11 protein-coding genes are annotated in these 14,826 nt (G+C 70.6%); 9 read left to right on the top strand and 2 right to left on the bottom strand.

What is annotated here, in order from left to right; all coding sequences use genetic code 11:
• The first annotated feature begins 75 nt into the window (after nt 1-75).
• Genes ACZ60T_RS01370 through ACZ60T_RS01350 form a run of 5 tightly spaced genes read left to right on the top strand, consistent with a single transcriptional unit; the run spans nt 76 to nt 5,490 of the window.
• Complete coding sequence (locus ACZ60T_RS01370) at nt 76-1,599, top strand: CoA-acylating methylmalonate-semialdehyde dehydrogenase (protein ID WP_469663412.1); 1,524 nt, start codon at nt 76-78, stop codon at nt 1,597-1,599.
• A gap of 6 nt (nt 1,600-1,605) precedes the next feature.
• Nucleotides 1,606-2,754 carry an acyl-CoA dehydrogenase family protein gene (locus ACZ60T_RS01365; protein WP_469663410.1) on the top strand — a complete coding sequence of 383 codons (1,149 nt, stop codon included), beginning with the start codon at nt 1,606-1,608 and terminating at the stop codon, nt 2,752-2,754.
• Nucleotides 2,751-3,821, top strand: coding sequence for an enoyl-CoA hydratase/isomerase family protein (locus tag ACZ60T_RS01360; RefSeq protein ID WP_469663408.1), 1,071 nt, complete (start codon nt 2,751-2,753; stop codon nt 3,819-3,821). The genes ACZ60T_RS01365 and ACZ60T_RS01360 overlap by 4 nt, the downstream gene beginning before the upstream one ends.
• The gene (gene mmsB, locus ACZ60T_RS01355) at nt 3,818-4,714 is read left to right on the top strand and encodes a 3-hydroxyisobutyrate dehydrogenase (protein ID WP_469663407.1); all 897 of its coding nucleotides are present in this window, start codon (nt 3,818-3,820) and stop codon (nt 4,712-4,714) included. Before ACZ60T_RS01360 ends, mmsB begins: the two co-directional genes overlap by 4 nt.
• On the top strand, nt 4,711-5,490 hold the full coding sequence (locus ACZ60T_RS01350; RefSeq protein ID WP_469663405.1) for an enoyl-CoA hydratase: 780 nt from the start codon (nt 4,711-4,713) through the stop codon (nt 5,488-5,490). The genes mmsB and ACZ60T_RS01350 overlap by 4 nt, the downstream gene beginning before the upstream one ends.
• Before the next feature lie 91 nt (nt 5,491-5,581).
• Here the strand turns inward: ACZ60T_RS01350 and ACZ60T_RS01345 are convergent, their stop codons facing one another.
• Nucleotides 5,582-7,024, bottom strand: a complete 1,443-nt coding sequence (locus ACZ60T_RS01345; protein ID WP_469663403.1) for a short-chain fatty acyl-CoA regulator family protein — start codon at nt 7,022-7,024, stop codon at nt 5,582-5,584.
• A gap of 234 nt (nt 7,025-7,258) precedes the next feature.
• On the opposite strand from ACZ60T_RS01345, the gene ACZ60T_RS01340 reads away from it, so the two are divergent.
• The 4 genes from ACZ60T_RS01340 to ACZ60T_RS01325 all read left to right on the top strand — a co-directional run bounded on the left by ACZ60T_RS01340 (nt 7,259) and on the right by ACZ60T_RS01325 (nt 11,701).
• Complete coding sequence (locus tag ACZ60T_RS01340) at nt 7,259-8,767, top strand: MmgE/PrpD family protein (RefSeq protein ID WP_469663401.1); 1,509 nt, start codon at nt 7,259-7,261, stop codon at nt 8,765-8,767.
• A gap of 2 nt (nt 8,768-8,769) precedes the next feature.
• Nucleotides 8,770-9,675 carry a methylisocitrate lyase gene (gene prpB, locus ACZ60T_RS01335; RefSeq protein WP_469664713.1) on the top strand — a complete coding sequence of 302 codons (906 nt, stop codon included), beginning with the start codon at nt 8,770-8,772 and terminating at the stop codon, nt 9,673-9,675.
• Nucleotides 9,676-9,707: 32 nt separating this feature from the next.
• Nucleotides 9,708-10,844, top strand: a complete 1,137-nt coding sequence (locus tag ACZ60T_RS01330; RefSeq protein WP_469663399.1) for a bifunctional 2-methylcitrate synthase/citrate synthase — start codon at nt 9,708-9,710, stop codon at nt 10,842-10,844.
• A 116-nt stretch (nt 10,845-10,960) separates the two neighbouring features.
• Entirely contained in the window at nt 10,961-11,701 is a 741-nt protein-coding gene (locus ACZ60T_RS01325) for a vWA domain-containing protein (protein ID WP_469663397.1), read from the top strand.
• A 34-nt stretch (nt 11,702-11,735) separates the two neighbouring features.
• Here ACZ60T_RS01325 and ACZ60T_RS01320 read toward each other — a convergent pair whose 3' ends face one another.
• Nucleotides 11,736-14,819, bottom strand: coding sequence for an NACHT domain-containing protein (locus tag ACZ60T_RS01320; RefSeq protein ID WP_469663395.1), 3,084 nt, complete (start codon nt 14,817-14,819; stop codon nt 11,736-11,738).
• Nucleotides 14,820-14,826: the final 7 nt, after the last annotated feature.

The following is a 14,826-nucleotide window of genomic DNA, read 5'->3' as shown; positions in this document are numbered from 1 at the left end:
ACCCGTACGCCCCTGCGTCCGAGTGCGGTACCGGCGCGGCCATCCCCGGATCCCTCCTGACGAGAGCAGGCAGTCATGGTCCGCGAGCACGAACGCGCCTCCGTGCGCGAGTTGACCCACTTCATCGGCGGCAAGCACACCCCGGGGACATCGGGTGCCTACGGCGAGGTGTACGACCCCAACACCGGCGAGGTCCAGGCCCTGGTGCCCCTCGCGAACCGCGCCGAGACGGAGGCGGCGATCGCCGACGCCGTCAACGCGCAACGCGCGTGGGGCGAGTGGAACCCGCAGCGCCGCGCCCGGGTCCTGCTGCGCTTCCTTCAGCTCGTCGAGCAGGAGAAGGACGCGCTGGCCCGGCTGCTGTCCGCCGAGCACGGCAAGACGATCGCCGACGCGCACGGCGACATCCAACGCGGCCTGGACGTCGTCGAGTTCGCGGCGGGCATCCCGCACCTGCTCAAGGGCGAGTTCACCGACAACGCGGGCACGGGCATCGATGTCCACTCCCTGCGCGCACCCCTTGGCGTGGTCGCCGGGATCACCCCGTTCAACTTCCCGGCGATGATCCCCCTGTGGAAGGCCGCCCCGGCCCTGGCCTGTGGCAACGCCTTCATCCTCAAGCCGTCGGAGCGTGACCCGTCGGTTCCGCTGCGGCTCGCCGAACTCTTCCTGGAGGCCGGTCTGCCGCCCGGCGTGCTGAACGTCGTCAACGGCGCCCGGGAATCCGTGGACGTCCTTCTCGAAGACCCCCGCGTGGCGGCCCTCGGCTTCGTCGGCTCCACCCCGATCGCCGCGCACGTCTACGCCACCGCCGCCGCCCACGGCAAGCGCGCCCAGTGCTTCGGCGGCGCCAAGAACCACATGATCGTGATGCCGGACGCCGATCTCGATCAGGCCGTGGACGCGCTGATCGGCGCCGGATACGGTTCGGCGGGCGAGCGCTGCATGGCGATCTCGGTCGCCGTGCCGGTGGGTGAGGACACCGCGGACGCCCTGGTGGCCCGCCTGAAGGAGCGGATCGCCGCGCTGCGGATCGGCCGCAGTGACGACCCCGAGGCCGACTTCGGGCCGCTGGTCGGCCGTGACGCCGTGGACCGTGTCCGCTCCTACGTCGATCTCGGCGTCGAGGAGGGGGCCGAACTTGTCGTGGACGGACGGGAGTTCACGCTCGACGGGCACGAGAACGGCTTCTTCGCCGGTGCCTCCCTCTTCGACCGGGTCACCCCGGACATGCGGATCTACCAGGAGGAGATCTTCGGCCCCGTCCTGTGCGTCGTCCGCGCCTCGGACTACGAGGAGGCCCTGCGCCTGCCCAGCGAGCACACCTACGGCAACGGCGTCGCCCTCTTCACCCGCGACGGAGACACCGCCCGCGACTTCACCCGACGCGTGAACACCGGCATGGTCGGCGTCAACGTACCCATCCCGGTACCGGTCGCCTACCACACCTTCGGCGGCTGGAAGCGCTCCGGCTTCGGCGACCTCAACCAGCACGGTCCGGACGCCGTCCGCTTCTACACCCGTACGAAGACGGTCACCTCCCGCTGGCCCGCGGGTCAGCGGGAAGGCGCCAGTTTCACGATCCCCACGATGAGTTGAGCGACCATGACCAGCACCCTGCTCACCGAGGACCAGCAGGCCCTCGTGGAGACCACCCTCGACTTCGCCCAGGACCACCTCGCCCCGCACGCCCTCGACTGGGACCGTGACAAGCACTTCCCCGTCGACGTGCTGCGCAAGGCCGCGGGGCTCGGCCTCGGCGGCGTCTACGTCCGGGAGGAGTCCGGGGGCAGCGGCCTCACCCGGTCCGACGGCGTCCTCGTCTTCGAGACCCTTGCCTCCGGCTGCCCGTCCATCGCGGGATACCTGTCCATCCACAACATGGTCGCCTGGATGATCGACCACTACGGCGACGACGCCCAGCGCGAGCGGTGGCTGCCCCGCCTGTGCGCCATGGAGGACCTCGCCAGCTACTGCCTCACCGAACCCGGCGCCGGGTCGGACGCGGCGGCCCTGACCAGCCGCGCCGTCCGGGACGGGGACGACTGGGTGCTCACGGGCGTGAAGCAGTTCATCTCCGGCGCCGGGGCCTCCCAGCTCTACGTCGTGATGGCCCGTACCGGCGGCGAGGGCGCCGACGGAATCTCCGCGTTCGTCGTCGACAAGGACGACCCCGGCCTCTCCTTCGGGCCGAACGAGCGGAAGATGGGCTGGAACGCCCAGCCCACCCGCCAGGTGGTCATGGACGGCGTCCGTGTTCCCGCCGACCGGCTCCTCGGGCGTGAGGGTGAGGGCTTCCGGATCGCGATGAACGGCCTCAACGGTGGCCGTCTCGGCATCGCCGCCTGCTCTCTCGGCGGTGCCCGCAGCGCCCTCGACCGCAGCCTGGCCCATCTCGCCGACCGCGAGGCGTTCGGCCAACGCCTCCTCGACGCGCAGGCGTTGCGCTTCCGCCTCGCCGACATGGCCACCGAACTCGCCGCCGCCCGCGCCCTGGTCCAGCAGGCCGCCCAGGCGCTCGACCGGGGTGATCCGCAGGCGCCGTACCTGTGCGCGATGGCTAAGCGGTTCGCCACCGACACCGGCTACTCGGTCGCCGACCGCGCGCTCCAACTGCACGGCGGCTACGGCTATCTCGGCGAGTACGGCATCGAGAAGATCGTCCGCGACCTGCGGGTGCACCAGATCCTGGAAGGAACCAACGAGATCATGCGCGTCATCGTGGCCCGTGGACTGACGGAGGCGTTCGGATGAGCGACGACGTCCTGTTCCACCGAAGCGGCCACGCCGCCCACATCACCCTCAACCGCCCCAAGGCCCTGAACGCCCTCACCCACGAGATGGTGCTCCGCATCGACGAGACACTCACCGAGTGGGAGCACGACCCGGCCGTCGCCACCGTCGTCCTCACCGGCGCGGGGGAGCGCGGCCTGTGCGCCGGTGGCGACATCCGCGCCATCCACGAGGACGCCCGGGACGGCGACGGCAGTGCCTCGGCCGCCTTCTGGCGCGACGAGTACCACCTCAATGCCCGTATCGCCCGCTACCCGAAGCCGTACGTCGCCCTCATGGACGGCATCGTCATGGGCGGCGGGGTAGGTGTGTCCGCACACGGCAGCGTCCGGATCGTCACCGAGCGGTCCCGTATCGCGATGCCCGAGACCGGTATCGGCTTCGTCCCCGATGTCGGCGGCACCTACCTTCTCGCCCTCGCCCCCGGCGAGTCGGGCACCTACCTCGCCCTGACGGGCGCGTCGGTCGGCGCCTCGGACGCCCTGCTGTGCGGGCTCGCCGACCACTTCGTGCCCTCGGCCTCGCTGCGGCCGTTCGTCGACGACCTCGCCGAGCTGCCCGTACCCGAGGCTCTCGCGCGCCATGTCCAGGACCCACCGGCGGGAGAGCAGGCCGGTCGGAGGGAGTGGATCGACACCTGCTTCGCGGCCGACACCGTGGAGGAGATCGTCCAGCGGCTCCTCGACCAGGGCGACCCGGCCGCCAAGGAGACCGCCGAGACCCTGCTCGCCAAGTCCCCGACGGCCCTCAAGGTCACCCTGGCGGCTGTGCGCCGGGCCCGCCGGCTCGGCCTCCTGGAGCGGGTCCTCGATCAGGAGTACCGCGTCTCCTGCGCGATGCTGGCCGCCCCGGATCTGGTGGAGGGCGTCCGCGCCCAGGTCATCGACAAGGACCGCAACCCCCGTTGGTCGCCCGCGACGCTCGCCGAGGTCACCGACGCGGACGTCCAGCGCTGCTTCGCTCCCCTCGGCGAGCGCGAACTCGGCCTCGCCGACGGGACCGACACCACCGAGGAGGTGGCCTGGTGAGCCGGACCGTCGCGTTCATCGGACTCGGACACATGGGCGGCCCGATGGCCGTCAACCTCGCCAAGGCCGGTCACCGGGTGCTCGGCAATGACCTCGTCCCCGCGGCCGTGGAGACCGCCGCCCGGACCGGCGTCGAGCCCGCCGCATCCGCGGTCGACGCCGTCGCCGTCGCCGACGTGGTCATCAGCATGCTCCCCGCCGGACGCCATGTGCTCGGCCTGTACGACGACATCCTCGCCGCCGCCCGCCCCGGCACCCTGTTCGTCGACTGCTCCACGATCGACGTCGCCGACGCGCGCACGGCCCACGAACGCGCGGTCGCCGCGGGGATGCGCGCCCTGGACGCACCCGTCTCCGGCGGAGTGGTCGGCGCCGAGGCCGCCACCCTCACGTTCATGGCCGGTGGGGGCGAGAACGAGTTCGCCGAGGCGCTCCCGCTGCTGGAGGCCATGGGCAAGAAGGCCGTGCACTGCGGTGGATCCGGAGCCGGGCAGGCCGCCAAGATCTGCAACAACATGATCCTCGGCATCTCCATGATCGCCGTGAGCGAGGCGTTCGTCCTCGGCGAGAGCCTCGGCCTGTCCCATCAGGCGCTGTACGACGTGGCCTCCACGGCGTCCGGGCAGTGCTGGGCCCTCAGCGTCAACTGCCCGGTCCCCGGGCCGGTGCCGACCAGCCCCGCCAACCGCGACTACCTGCCGGGCTTCGCCGTCTCCCTGATGGCCAAGGACCTGGGCCTGGCCGCCAACGCCGTCCGCGAGGGCAAAGTGCACGCCGAACTCGGGCTGCGCGCGGCCGAGTTGTACGCGGCCTACGCCGAACGCGTCGGTGACAGCGAGGACTTCTCAGGCATCGTACGAACCGTCAGGGAACGGAGCGGAGACGCCACATGACCACCGCATACGAGACCGTCCTGGTCGAACGCAAGGGCCGCACCGCCCTGCTCACCCTCAACCGTCCCAAGGCGCTCAACGCGCTGAACCTCCAGGTGATGGAGGAGGTCGTGGCCGCCACCGAGGCCCTCGACCGGGACCCGGACTGCGGCTGCATCGTCATCACCGGCTCGGCGAAGGCGTTCGCGGCCGGTGCCGACATCAAGGAGATGCGGCCCCAGGGGTACATGGACATGTACCTCGCCGACTGGTTCGCCGCCTGGGACCGGCTGGGACAGCTCCGCACCCCGACCGTGGCCGCCGTCGCCGGATACGCCCTCGGCGGCGGCTGTGAACTCGCCATGCTCTGTGACATCCTGCTCGCCGCCGACACGGCCGTCTTCGGCCAGCCGGAGATCAAGCTCGGAGTCATCCCCGGTATCGGCGGGTCCCAGCGGCTGACGCGCGCGGTGGGCAAGGCCAAGGCCATGGAACTGGTGCTGACCGGGCGCACGATGGACGCCGTCGAGGCCGAGCGGGCCGGGCTGGTCTCACGGATCGTGCCCGCCGTCGAACTGGTCGCCGAGGCGATGGCGGTCGCCGAGGTCGTCGCGGGCATGTCGCTGCCGGTGGCGATGATGGCCAAGGAGGCCGTCGGCCGAGCCTTCGAGACCACGCTCGCCGAGGGCGTCCGTTTCGAACGCCGCCTGTTCCACGCGGTGTTCGCCACCGAGGACCAGAAGGAGGGCATGGCCGCCTTCACCGACAAGCGGCCCCCCGTCTTCCGGCATCACTGAACCACACGCACGCGCGTGGCCCCGGAACCGCTCCGGGGCCACGCGCGTGCGCGGGTCCGATCGCGAACCCGCCCTGCGGAACCGGAGCCCGTCACAGCGCGGTGCTCTCCACCGGATACGGCACATACGTCCGCCGATCGGGATCGACGGCCAACCGCCCGCCCGCCGGTGGGCGGGCCCGCTGCACACAGTCACGGCGCTCGCAGATCCGGCAGCCGAGCCCGATCGGCGTCGCGGCGCGCGGGTCGTCGAGGGCGACACCCTCCGCGTAGACCAGGCGATGGGCGTGCCGCAGTTCGCAGCCGAGGGCGACGGCGTACTCGGCACGCGGGGCATGATGGCCGAAGCCCCCTCGGGTGATGGTGCGCGCCACCCAGAAGTACCGTTTGCCGTCCGGCATTTCGGCGACCTGGGTGAGGATCCGGCCAGGCGCGGAGAACGCCTCGTACACCGTCCACAGGGGGCAGGTGCCGCCGAGCCGGGAGAAGTGGAAGTCGGTCGCGGACTGCCGCTTGGAGATGTTCCCGGCCCGGTCGACCCGCAGGAAGGAGAACGGCACGCCCCGCCGTCCGGTGCGCTGAAGCGTGCTCAGACGATGGCAGACCGTCTCGAAGCCGACACCGAAGCGTGCGGAGAGCAACTCGATGTCGTAGCGCACTTCTTCGGCCACCGCGTGGAAGGCGGCGTACGGCATGAGGAGCGCGCCGGCGAAGTAGTTCGCCAGCCCGATACGGGCCAGCGCCGAGGACTCCGGCGAGGTCAACTGTGTGGCGCTGTCGGCCAGTTGGCTAAGGAGCGGACCGTGCTCCAACAGGGCTAGCTGGGTGGCGAGCTGGAAGGCGCGCTGGCCGTCGCTGAGCCAGGGGGAGAGGAACAGCAGCCCGGTGTCGGGAGCGAAGCGCCGCGCGTCGCCGGTCCGGCCCGGAGCGGCCTGGACGACGCGGACGTGGTGGCGCTCGGCGAGCAGCGCCGTGAGCGGGTCGGCCGCCTTGCCGGGACGCAGGTCCAGCGTACGGGCGGTCCGTTCGGCCTCGGTGTCGAGCGGCTCGAAGTGGTTGTGGTGGGCGTAGAAGAAGTCCCGTACCTCGTCGTGCGGTTCGGCGGGAGGCAGCAGGCCGTCGGCCGCTCCCGGGGAGCCGAGGGCGGCGGCCTGTTCGACCGTGTCGCGGTAGCGGCGGTGCAGGGCGACCAGGGCGCGGGCCACCTCGGGGTGGTCGCGGGCGGCCTCGGTGATCTCCTCGGCGGCGGGCAACGGCACTCCGCACGCCTCGTCGGCGAGCGCGGCCCGCAGATCGGCGGAGATACGGTCCTCGGCGGCCTCGGAGAAGAACTCCGCGTCGACCCCGAAGACCTCCGCGATCCGCAGCAGCACGGAGGCGGTCAGCGGACGCCGGCTCTGCTCGATCTGGTTGGCGTAGCTGGTGGAGATGCCGAGAGCATGGGCCATGTCGACCTGGTTCATGCCGTGCTCACGGCGCAGTCTGCGCAGCTTCGCATGAGCGTAGACCTTGCGGTCGGCCGCTCCTCGCGCCATGGCGCACCTCCTTGTCGCAAGCCGTGAGGGACGACATCCGGACCGTGACTTCTTACGAGGACTTCTTGCGAAGCCTACTTGCGAAGATAGCATCCGCGTTCTTCGCAGAATTCGCAGATTCGCAGCGCTGAGCTGTACGGATTCCACAGAGTGGAGAGGTGGTGGGGGAGCCGCGGAACGGGCACTGTCGATGACATCAGCACCGACCGGCCCGTCCGTACCGCGAGGAGTCCCGTGATCGAGCACCACGTCCGTGTCCACCCCAGCGCCGCCCGGCTCCCGCGCGAGGACCAACTCGCCTGGAAACTGGCCGTCGTGGCCACCAGCACCGAGGAACTCGACGCCGACAGCGCCGCGATGGCCGTCAACCGAGTGATCGACAACGCCTCGGTCGCGGTCGCCTCCCTGCTGCGCCGCCCGGTCGCCGTGGCCCGCGCCCAGGCCACCGCCCACCGCGCCACCGCCCCCGGCGCCTCCGTCTTCGGCACACGGGCTCGGGTCTCTCCCGAATGGGCCGCCTGGGCCAACGGCACCGCCGTACGCGAACTCGACTTCCACGACACGTACCTGGCCGCCGACTACTCCCACCCCGGCGACAACATCCCGCCGCTGCTGGCCGTCGCCCAGCACACCGGCCGTACCGGCGCCGACCTGCTGCGCGGGATCGTCGCCGCGTACGAGATCCATGTCGCGCTGGTCAAGGGCATCTGCCTGCACGAGCACCGCATCGACCATGTGGCGCACCTCAGCGCCGCCACCGCCGGGGGCCTCGGCGCGCTGCTGCGGCTGCCGACCGAGACCGTGTACCAGGCGATCCAGCAGGCCGTGCACACCACGACCGCCACCCGGCAGTCCCGCAAGGGCGAGATCTCGAGCTGGAAGGCGTACGCCCCCGCCTTCGCGGGCAAGGCCGCCATCGAGGCCGTCGACCGGGCGATGCGCGGCGAGACCTCCCCGTCGCCGATCTACGAGGGCGAGGACGGCTTCCTGGCCTGGATGCTGAACGGCCCCGAGTCGGACTACACCGTCCTGCTCCCGGAGCCCGGTGAGCCGCGTCGCGCGATCCTCGACACGTACACCAAGGAACACTCCGCCGAGTACCAGGCCCAGGCGATCATCGACCTCGCCCGGCGCCTGCGGGAGAAGACCGGCCCGCTGGACAAGGTGCGCTCGATCGTTCTGCACACCAGCCACCACACCCACAACGTGATCGGCTCCGGTGCGAACGATCCGCAGAAGTACGACCCGAGCGCCAGCCGCGAGACGCTGGACCACTCGGTGCCGTACATCTTCGCCGTCGCCCTGGAGGACGGCACCTGGCACCACGAGCGCTCCTACGCTCCCGAGCGCGCCGCCCGCCCGGAGACCGTCGAACTGTGGCGGAAGATCACGACGGTCGAGGACCCGGAGTGGACCCGCCGCTACCACGACCCCGACCCGGACCGCCGGGCCTTCGGCGGACGCGCGGTGATCACTCTGGACGACGGCTCGGTGATCGAGGACGAGCTGGCGGTGGCCGACGCCCACCCGGCCGGTGCCCGTCCCTTCGAACGCCCCGCCTACGCGGGCAAGTTCCGCACCCTGACCGAGGGCATCGTCACCCCGGCCGCGCAGGACGCCTTCCTGAACGCCGCCGAGCATCTCGCGGAACTGTCGGCGGACGACCTGGGCGGCCTGTTCCCGGCCGTCGACACGGAGACGGTCGCCGCGTACGACGCTCGCCTGCCGAAGGGACTGTTCTGATGGTGCTGCACACCCGGACCACGCCCGCCGAGCGCCGCCGGACCTTCCGCGAACAGCTCGCCTCGGGACGCCTGTTGCGCATCCCCGGCGCGATCAACCCGCTGTCCGCCCGGCTGATCCAGGACACCGGCTTCGACGCCGTCTACCTCTCGGGCGCCGTCCTCGCCGCCGACCTGGGCCTGCCCGACATCGGCCTGACCACCTCCGTGGAGATCGCCGCGCGTGCCCAGCAGACGACCAGGGTCACCGACCTGCCCGTCCTGATCGACGCCGACACCGGATTCGGCGAACCGATGAACGCCGCCCGCACCGTGCAGTTGCTGGAGGACGCGGGCCTGGCCGGACTGCATCTGGAGGACCAGGTCAACCCCAAGCGCTGCGGCCATCTGGACGGCAAGACCCTCGCGCCCCGCGAGGAGATGGTCCGCCGCCTCCGGGGCGCCGTGGACGCCCGCCGGGACCCCGACTTCCTGCTGATGGCACGCACCGACGCCCGCTCGGTCGAGGGCCTGGACGCGGCGATCGACCGGGCGAAGGCGTACGTCGACGCGGGCGCGGACGCGATCTTCCCCGAAGCCCTCGCCGACGTCCGCGAGTACGAGGCGTTCCGCGAGGCCATCGACGTGCCGCTGCTCGCCAACCTCACCGAGTTCGGCAAGACGCCCCTGCTCGACACGGCCACCCTGGAGAACCTCGGCTACAACATCGCCCTCTACCCGGTGACGCTGCTGCGCATCGCCATGGGCGCGGTCGAGGACGGACTGCGCACGATCGCCGCCGAGGGCACCCAGGAGTCCCTGCTGCCGCGTATGCAGACCCGCTCCCGCCTGTACGAACTCCTCGGCTACGAGGAGTACTCGGCCTTCGACTCGGCCGTCTTCGACTTCACCCTCCCGCCCGGAAACTGACCAGGCACCTGACCCATGAAGGCAGGCACCCCATGACCACCACCGCACCCGAGATCCACCGCGGACTCGCCGGTGTCGTCGTCGACACCACCGAGATCTCCACGGTCATCCAGGACACCAACTCCCTTACGTACCGCGGCTACCCGGTGCAGGACCTGGCCGCCCGCCGGTCCTTCGAAGAGGTCGCCTACCTCCTCTGGTACGGCGAACTCCCCGACGCGGCACAGCTCCGCGACTTCCAGGCCCGTGAACGCGCCCTGCGCCCGCTGGACCGCACCACGCTGGAACTGCTGACGAGGCTGCCCGAGACCTGCCACCCGATGGACGTACTCCGCACCGCCGTCAGCTACTTCGGCGCCGAGGACCCCACCGAGGACGACGGCAGCCTCGCCGCCAACCGCGCCAAGTCCCTCACCCTGCTGGCCAAGTTGCCCACCGTGGTGGCGGCCGACCAGCGCCGCCGCCGGGGCCTGGACCCGATCCCGCCCGACCCTGCCCTCGGGTACGCGGAGAACTTCTTCCACATGTGCTTCGGCAGCGTGCCCGACCCGGACGTGGTCCGCTGCTTCGAGATCTCCCTGGTGCTGTACGCCGAACACAGCTTCAACGCCTCGACGTTCACCGCCCGTGTGGTCACCTCCACCCTCTCCGACCTCTACAGCGCGGTCACCGCGGCGATCGGCGCCCTCAAGGGGCCCTTGCACGGCGGCGCCAACGAGGCCGTGATGCACATGCTGTTGGAGATCGGCGATCCGCAGCGTGCCGAGGCCTGGCTGGACGAGGCGCTGACCTCCAAGCGGAAGATCATGGGCTTCGGCCACCGCGTGTACAAGCACGGCGACTCCCGCGTCCCGATCATGCAGGAGGCCCTGGACCGGCTGGTGGCGCGCGCCGCGGACCCCGAAGTGACCCGCCTGGCCACGCTGCACGCGGCCCTGCGCCACGCCATGATCAGCCGCAAGGGCATCCACCCGAACCTGGACTACCCGGCCGGGCTCGCCTACCACCTCATGGGCTTCGACATCCCGGCCTTCACACCGATCTTCGTGATGAGCCGCATCACCGGCTGGACCGCCCACATCACCGAGCAGTTGACCCACAACGCCCTGATCCGCCCATTGGCGTCGTACGACGGCCGGGGGCAGCGGGCGGTACCGGGCGCGGCGTAGCCTGCCGACTTCCACCGCCAGGGGGCACCGGATGCACGGGCCCCGTCGGTAGGGTGCTGGTGGGAAGGCTGTGTCGGGGCCGGATGGCCGGTCCGCGGTCGGGAGGGGAACATCTGATGCCGAACGATCCGTCGCCGCGCGGTCCTGCGATCAGTCTGGTGAAGCTGAGCGAGGACGCTCCCGGCTTGGTGGAGCACTACGAGTCGGCCGCGGTGAGCCTGCGCAAGCGGGAGTTGGGCGGTCAGCGCGCGGCTGTCTACCTGGTGCTGGACCGCTCGGGCTCGATGCGGCCGTACTACAAGGACGGCACCATGCAGCACTTCGCGGAGCAGGTGCTCGCGCTCTCCGCGCACCTGGACGACGACGGCATCGTGCACACGACCTTCTTCTCGACGGACGTCGACGGCACCGCCGACCTGAGCCTGTCCGACTACGCGGGTCGGATCGAGAAGTTGCATCAGAGCCTGGGACACATGGGCCGCACCAACTATCACTGGGCGATGGACGCGGTCATCGACCACTACCTCACCTCGGAGAACGGCGCCCCGGCCCTGGTCGTGTTCCAGACCGACGGCGGCCCCACCAGCCGTCTGGCCGCGGAGCGTTACCTATGCAAGGCGGCTCGGCTGCCGTTGTTCTGGCAGTTCGTCGGATTCGGCGACCCCGACGAGAACGAGTTCGACTTCCTGCACAAGCTCGACGACCTCGCGGTCCCCGGCAAGCGGATCGTGGACAACGCGGGGTTCTTTCACGCCGGTCACACGCCGCGTTCGGTGAGCGACGAAGTGCTCTACGACCACCTGCTGCGCGAGTTCCCGCACTGGCTCAAGGCCGCGACCGCAAAGGGAATCGTGTGACACCGACGCACCGCACGGCTTGTGCCGGGACGTGTCAGATGAGGAAGGGGCGGGCGGTCTGGACCGTGACCTCGACGCCGGGGAGGAGGGCCTCGTAGGGCGTCGGGGCCAGCGTCTTGGAGTGCTGCTCCGGAATCAGCTCGACTGTGCGGAGCTGTGGGCAGCAGCGGGACAGCGGCGTGAGATCGGTGTCCTCCTGGACGTTCGTCACTCGCACGGTGCCGACCGTGGGCAGGTGCGGGGCGGACAGGAGCCCAGGAAGGCAATCATCCCTGATGGCCAGGTAGGTGAGGTGCGGGAGCCTGGCGACCTCGGCCCAGTCCTCGGGGCCGAGTCCGCTGATGCCGTCAGGGATGATGAGGTGGTCCAGCATCTGCCATGTACTCAGACCGCGCAGCCCCGTCTCCACGGCGGCCTCTTTCCACAGGCCCAGATAGGTCAATGGAGCGTCCTGAGGCAGGGTGCTCAGCCCGCCGGGCAGGTGCGTTGCGACGGTGAGTGCCTGGAGTGTGTGGAGTCGGTCCAGCCCGGCTACCCCGCCGAGTTCGTTCACGTACAGTGAGGTCAGGTCCATGTCCGCCAGGGGTGAGAGATCCTTGACCTGTGGACAGCGCCACAGATTCAGATGGCGGATCGACGGCAGGGAGGCGAGCGGACGCAGGTCGCTCAGCAGGGTGTTGTCGTAGAAGCCGAGGCTGTCCACCCGCTCGGGCAGTGCCCTCAGAACATCCGCAGGAGCGTGGTCGCCCATTACATTGATCCGTGCCAGATCGCCGAGGTGTGGCAGCGCTCGCACCTGTGCGGGCGAGGTGAGGTAGAGGTAGACGTCGTTGGTGTCGACATGAGCCAGCACCTCGTCGGCGTACACATCCGCGTCGAAGCGGTTCCACGCCCGCGTCAGATTGATCCGTACCCGCTGCGCGGAGTGCTCCCGGTACCGCGCCAGTACCGGCACAGCCGCGTCCGTCCCGACCAGTGCCGCCGTCGCCGTCACCGCCTCGGCTTCCTCGTCCGACAGCCCCTGCGGGCCCGGCAGCAGTTCCAGGACCAGCGGCCCGACCTCCGCCAGTTCCTTGACGTCGGCGTCCGTGCGGGGTGGCAGCAGCGTCGCCGCCACTTCCTCGACCCGGCACCGCACCGCCGGGTCGAGCTCGGTGGCGTGTTCCAGGCACGCCATCGCCAACAGATGGGCGCGCTTGTCCGAGGAGGCCGTCAACATATCCAGCAACTCGGCCCGTTCACGCGGCCGGGCCTGCGCCACCGCCATGCGGATGACGTCCGACCACTGGTCGTCGGCGGCGTGCTCCGCCAGCAGGCCGAAGTCACCGGCTTCCACGGCCGCCCGCGCCCCCAAGTAGTCCTGGAACGTACGGTGGACGAAGTGGACCGTGTCCGGAGTGGGGGAGAGCAACAGGCCAGTACGGATCAGGAAATGGCGTAGCACGGCGCTCGCGTCCCCGAGGACCTGCGCCGCCGGGATCGCCGGGAGCACCTCCGCGATGACGCTCTCCGCCCGGCTCCGGTCCATCTCCGTACGGCCGTTGCGGATGAGCCAGTGCGCGAGCCGCTGGAGGAGCTGGAGTTGGGGCTCCTCGCTCAACTCGGGGACCGCCATGTCGCGTTCGCGGTCGCGGCGGACCAGCAGCATGGAGAGGGCGGAGTCGTACAACTCCTTGCGCCCGTACGGGAGATAGCCGCGCCGGTCGCGGTGCAGGGCGCAGATCAGGCCGCACATCAGCGGGTTGGTGGCGAGGCGGCCCAGGTCGGGCTTGGTGCGGACGGCGTTGCGGAGTTGGGTCTCGTAGGTGGCCAGAAGGGCGTCCTCGTCAGGCGCACCGGTGGCCGCCGCCCGGTGCCACCGGCTGATGAAGGAGGCCACGTCCGACGGGCTCATCGCGGAGAGTCCGAGTTCGGTGAACCCGTCGGCGGAGAGCCAGTCCTCGCCCACGGCCGAGGGGCGCGACGTGACGAGGCAGCGGTTGCCGGGGTAGGTGTCCACCAGGTCGCGCAGCCAGGTCCGGGCACGATCGCGTTCGGGTTCCGGCACCTCGTCGAGGCCGTCCACCAGGACGAGTCCGCGCCCGCCGGTCAGGACGCGGTGCTCCCAGCCCTCCGGCTGGGTGTCGGCCAGCGGGCAGCCGACGGAGGAGAGGAAGTGCGCGGGGGACGGGAGGCGTTCGCCGTGCCGGGTGAGGGTGCGCAGGGGGAGTACGAACGGGATCCGGCCGGTGAGGTAGGCCATACGGTCTCCGGGGCCGGTCGCCGCGGACACCGCGAGCCACTGGATCAGCGTGGTCTTGCCCGAGCCCGCTACCCCGCGCAGCAGCACCCGCTCGTGGCCGGACAGTGCCTGATCGGCGGGGGTGGACACGAGGGAGGCGGGCACCGGCCCGAAGTCCGGTTCGTCCCTGCGTCCGATCACATCCAGGCTGAGGTAGGCGGCGTCCAGTGGCCAGCGGTCCGGTGAGTTGCTGAGATCGATGCCGTAGATCGTGAGCTTGCCGTGCTTCGTGGCGACGTAGTCGAGATAGCCGCGCTCGAAGGCGGTGTCCCGAGCGTCCGGGCGCGGGGTGCGGGCGAGCAACTCGTCGACCTTGGCGATGAGTTCCGCCTGTGTCCGGGTCTGTTCCACCAGGGTGCGTGCTACGAAGGTGGAGCGGCGGGTGAAGAACTCCAGAATCTGCAGGCAGGCCCACTCCGTCGCGGAGTCGAGGAAGAGCTGGGCGTCACTCGACAGCCCGTCCGGTGCGGGACCCTGCCGGCGCAGCCTGCGGGCCAGTTCCCGGTGACCGAGTCGTACGGCTTGGACGTCGTCCATGTCCAGGTCGCCGAGGGTGAGCAGTCTTCGGGCCAGCGCGTCCGCCACGGCGATCCGCTCGCGGGTGCGGAACGGGCGTTCGCCAGGCGAGTCGATCGCCTGCTGGACCAGGTGTTCCGCGAGCTTGTGCACATCCTTCTCGCCCAGCGTGCGCTTCTCGCCGCGGAACGAGACCAGGTCCTTCAACCGCACAGGCCTGTCGACCAGCCCAGCACCCGGCCCGTCCGCCACGAACAGCTTCCTGATCAGCGAGCCGACCAGATTGGAGGCAAGTTTGCCACCGAGCACCACAGGATCCATCCGCCAC

Source organism: Streptomyces sp. NPDC104371 (assembly GCF_055583785.1).
This window is presented reverse-complemented; position numbering and strand designations above follow the sequence as displayed.

Bases quoted from the DNA above. Each gene is read 5' to 3' on its own strand.
- ACZ60T_RS01370 (WP_469663412.1), top strand. From the start codon at position 76: ATGGTCCGCGAGCACGAACGCGCCTCCGTGCGCGAGTTGACCCACTTC.
- ACZ60T_RS01365 (WP_469663410.1), top strand. From the start codon at position 1,606: ATGACCAGCACCCTGCTCACCGAGGACCAGCAGGCCCTCGTGGAGACC.
- ACZ60T_RS01360 (WP_469663408.1), top strand. From the start codon at position 2,751: ATGAGCGACGACGTCCTGTTCCACCGAAGCGGCCACGCCGCCCACATC.
- ACZ60T_RS01345 (WP_469663403.1), bottom strand. From the start codon at position 7,024: ATGGCGCGAGGAGCGGCCGACCGCAAGGTCTACGCTCATGCGAAGCTG.
- ACZ60T_RS01320 (WP_469663395.1), bottom strand. From the start codon at position 14,819: ATGGATCCTGTGGTGCTCGGTGGCAAACTTGCCTCCAATCTGGTCGGC.
- ACZ60T_RS01330 (WP_469663399.1), top strand. From the start codon at position 9,708: ATGACCACCACCGCACCCGAGATCCACCGCGGACTCGCCGGTGTCGTC.
- ACZ60T_RS01350 (WP_469663405.1), top strand. From the start codon at position 4,711: ATGACCACCGCATACGAGACCGTCCTGGTCGAACGCAAGGGCCGCACC.
- ACZ60T_RS01325 (WP_469663397.1), top strand. From the start codon at position 10,961: ATGCCGAACGATCCGTCGCCGCGCGGTCCTGCGATCAGTCTGGTGAAG.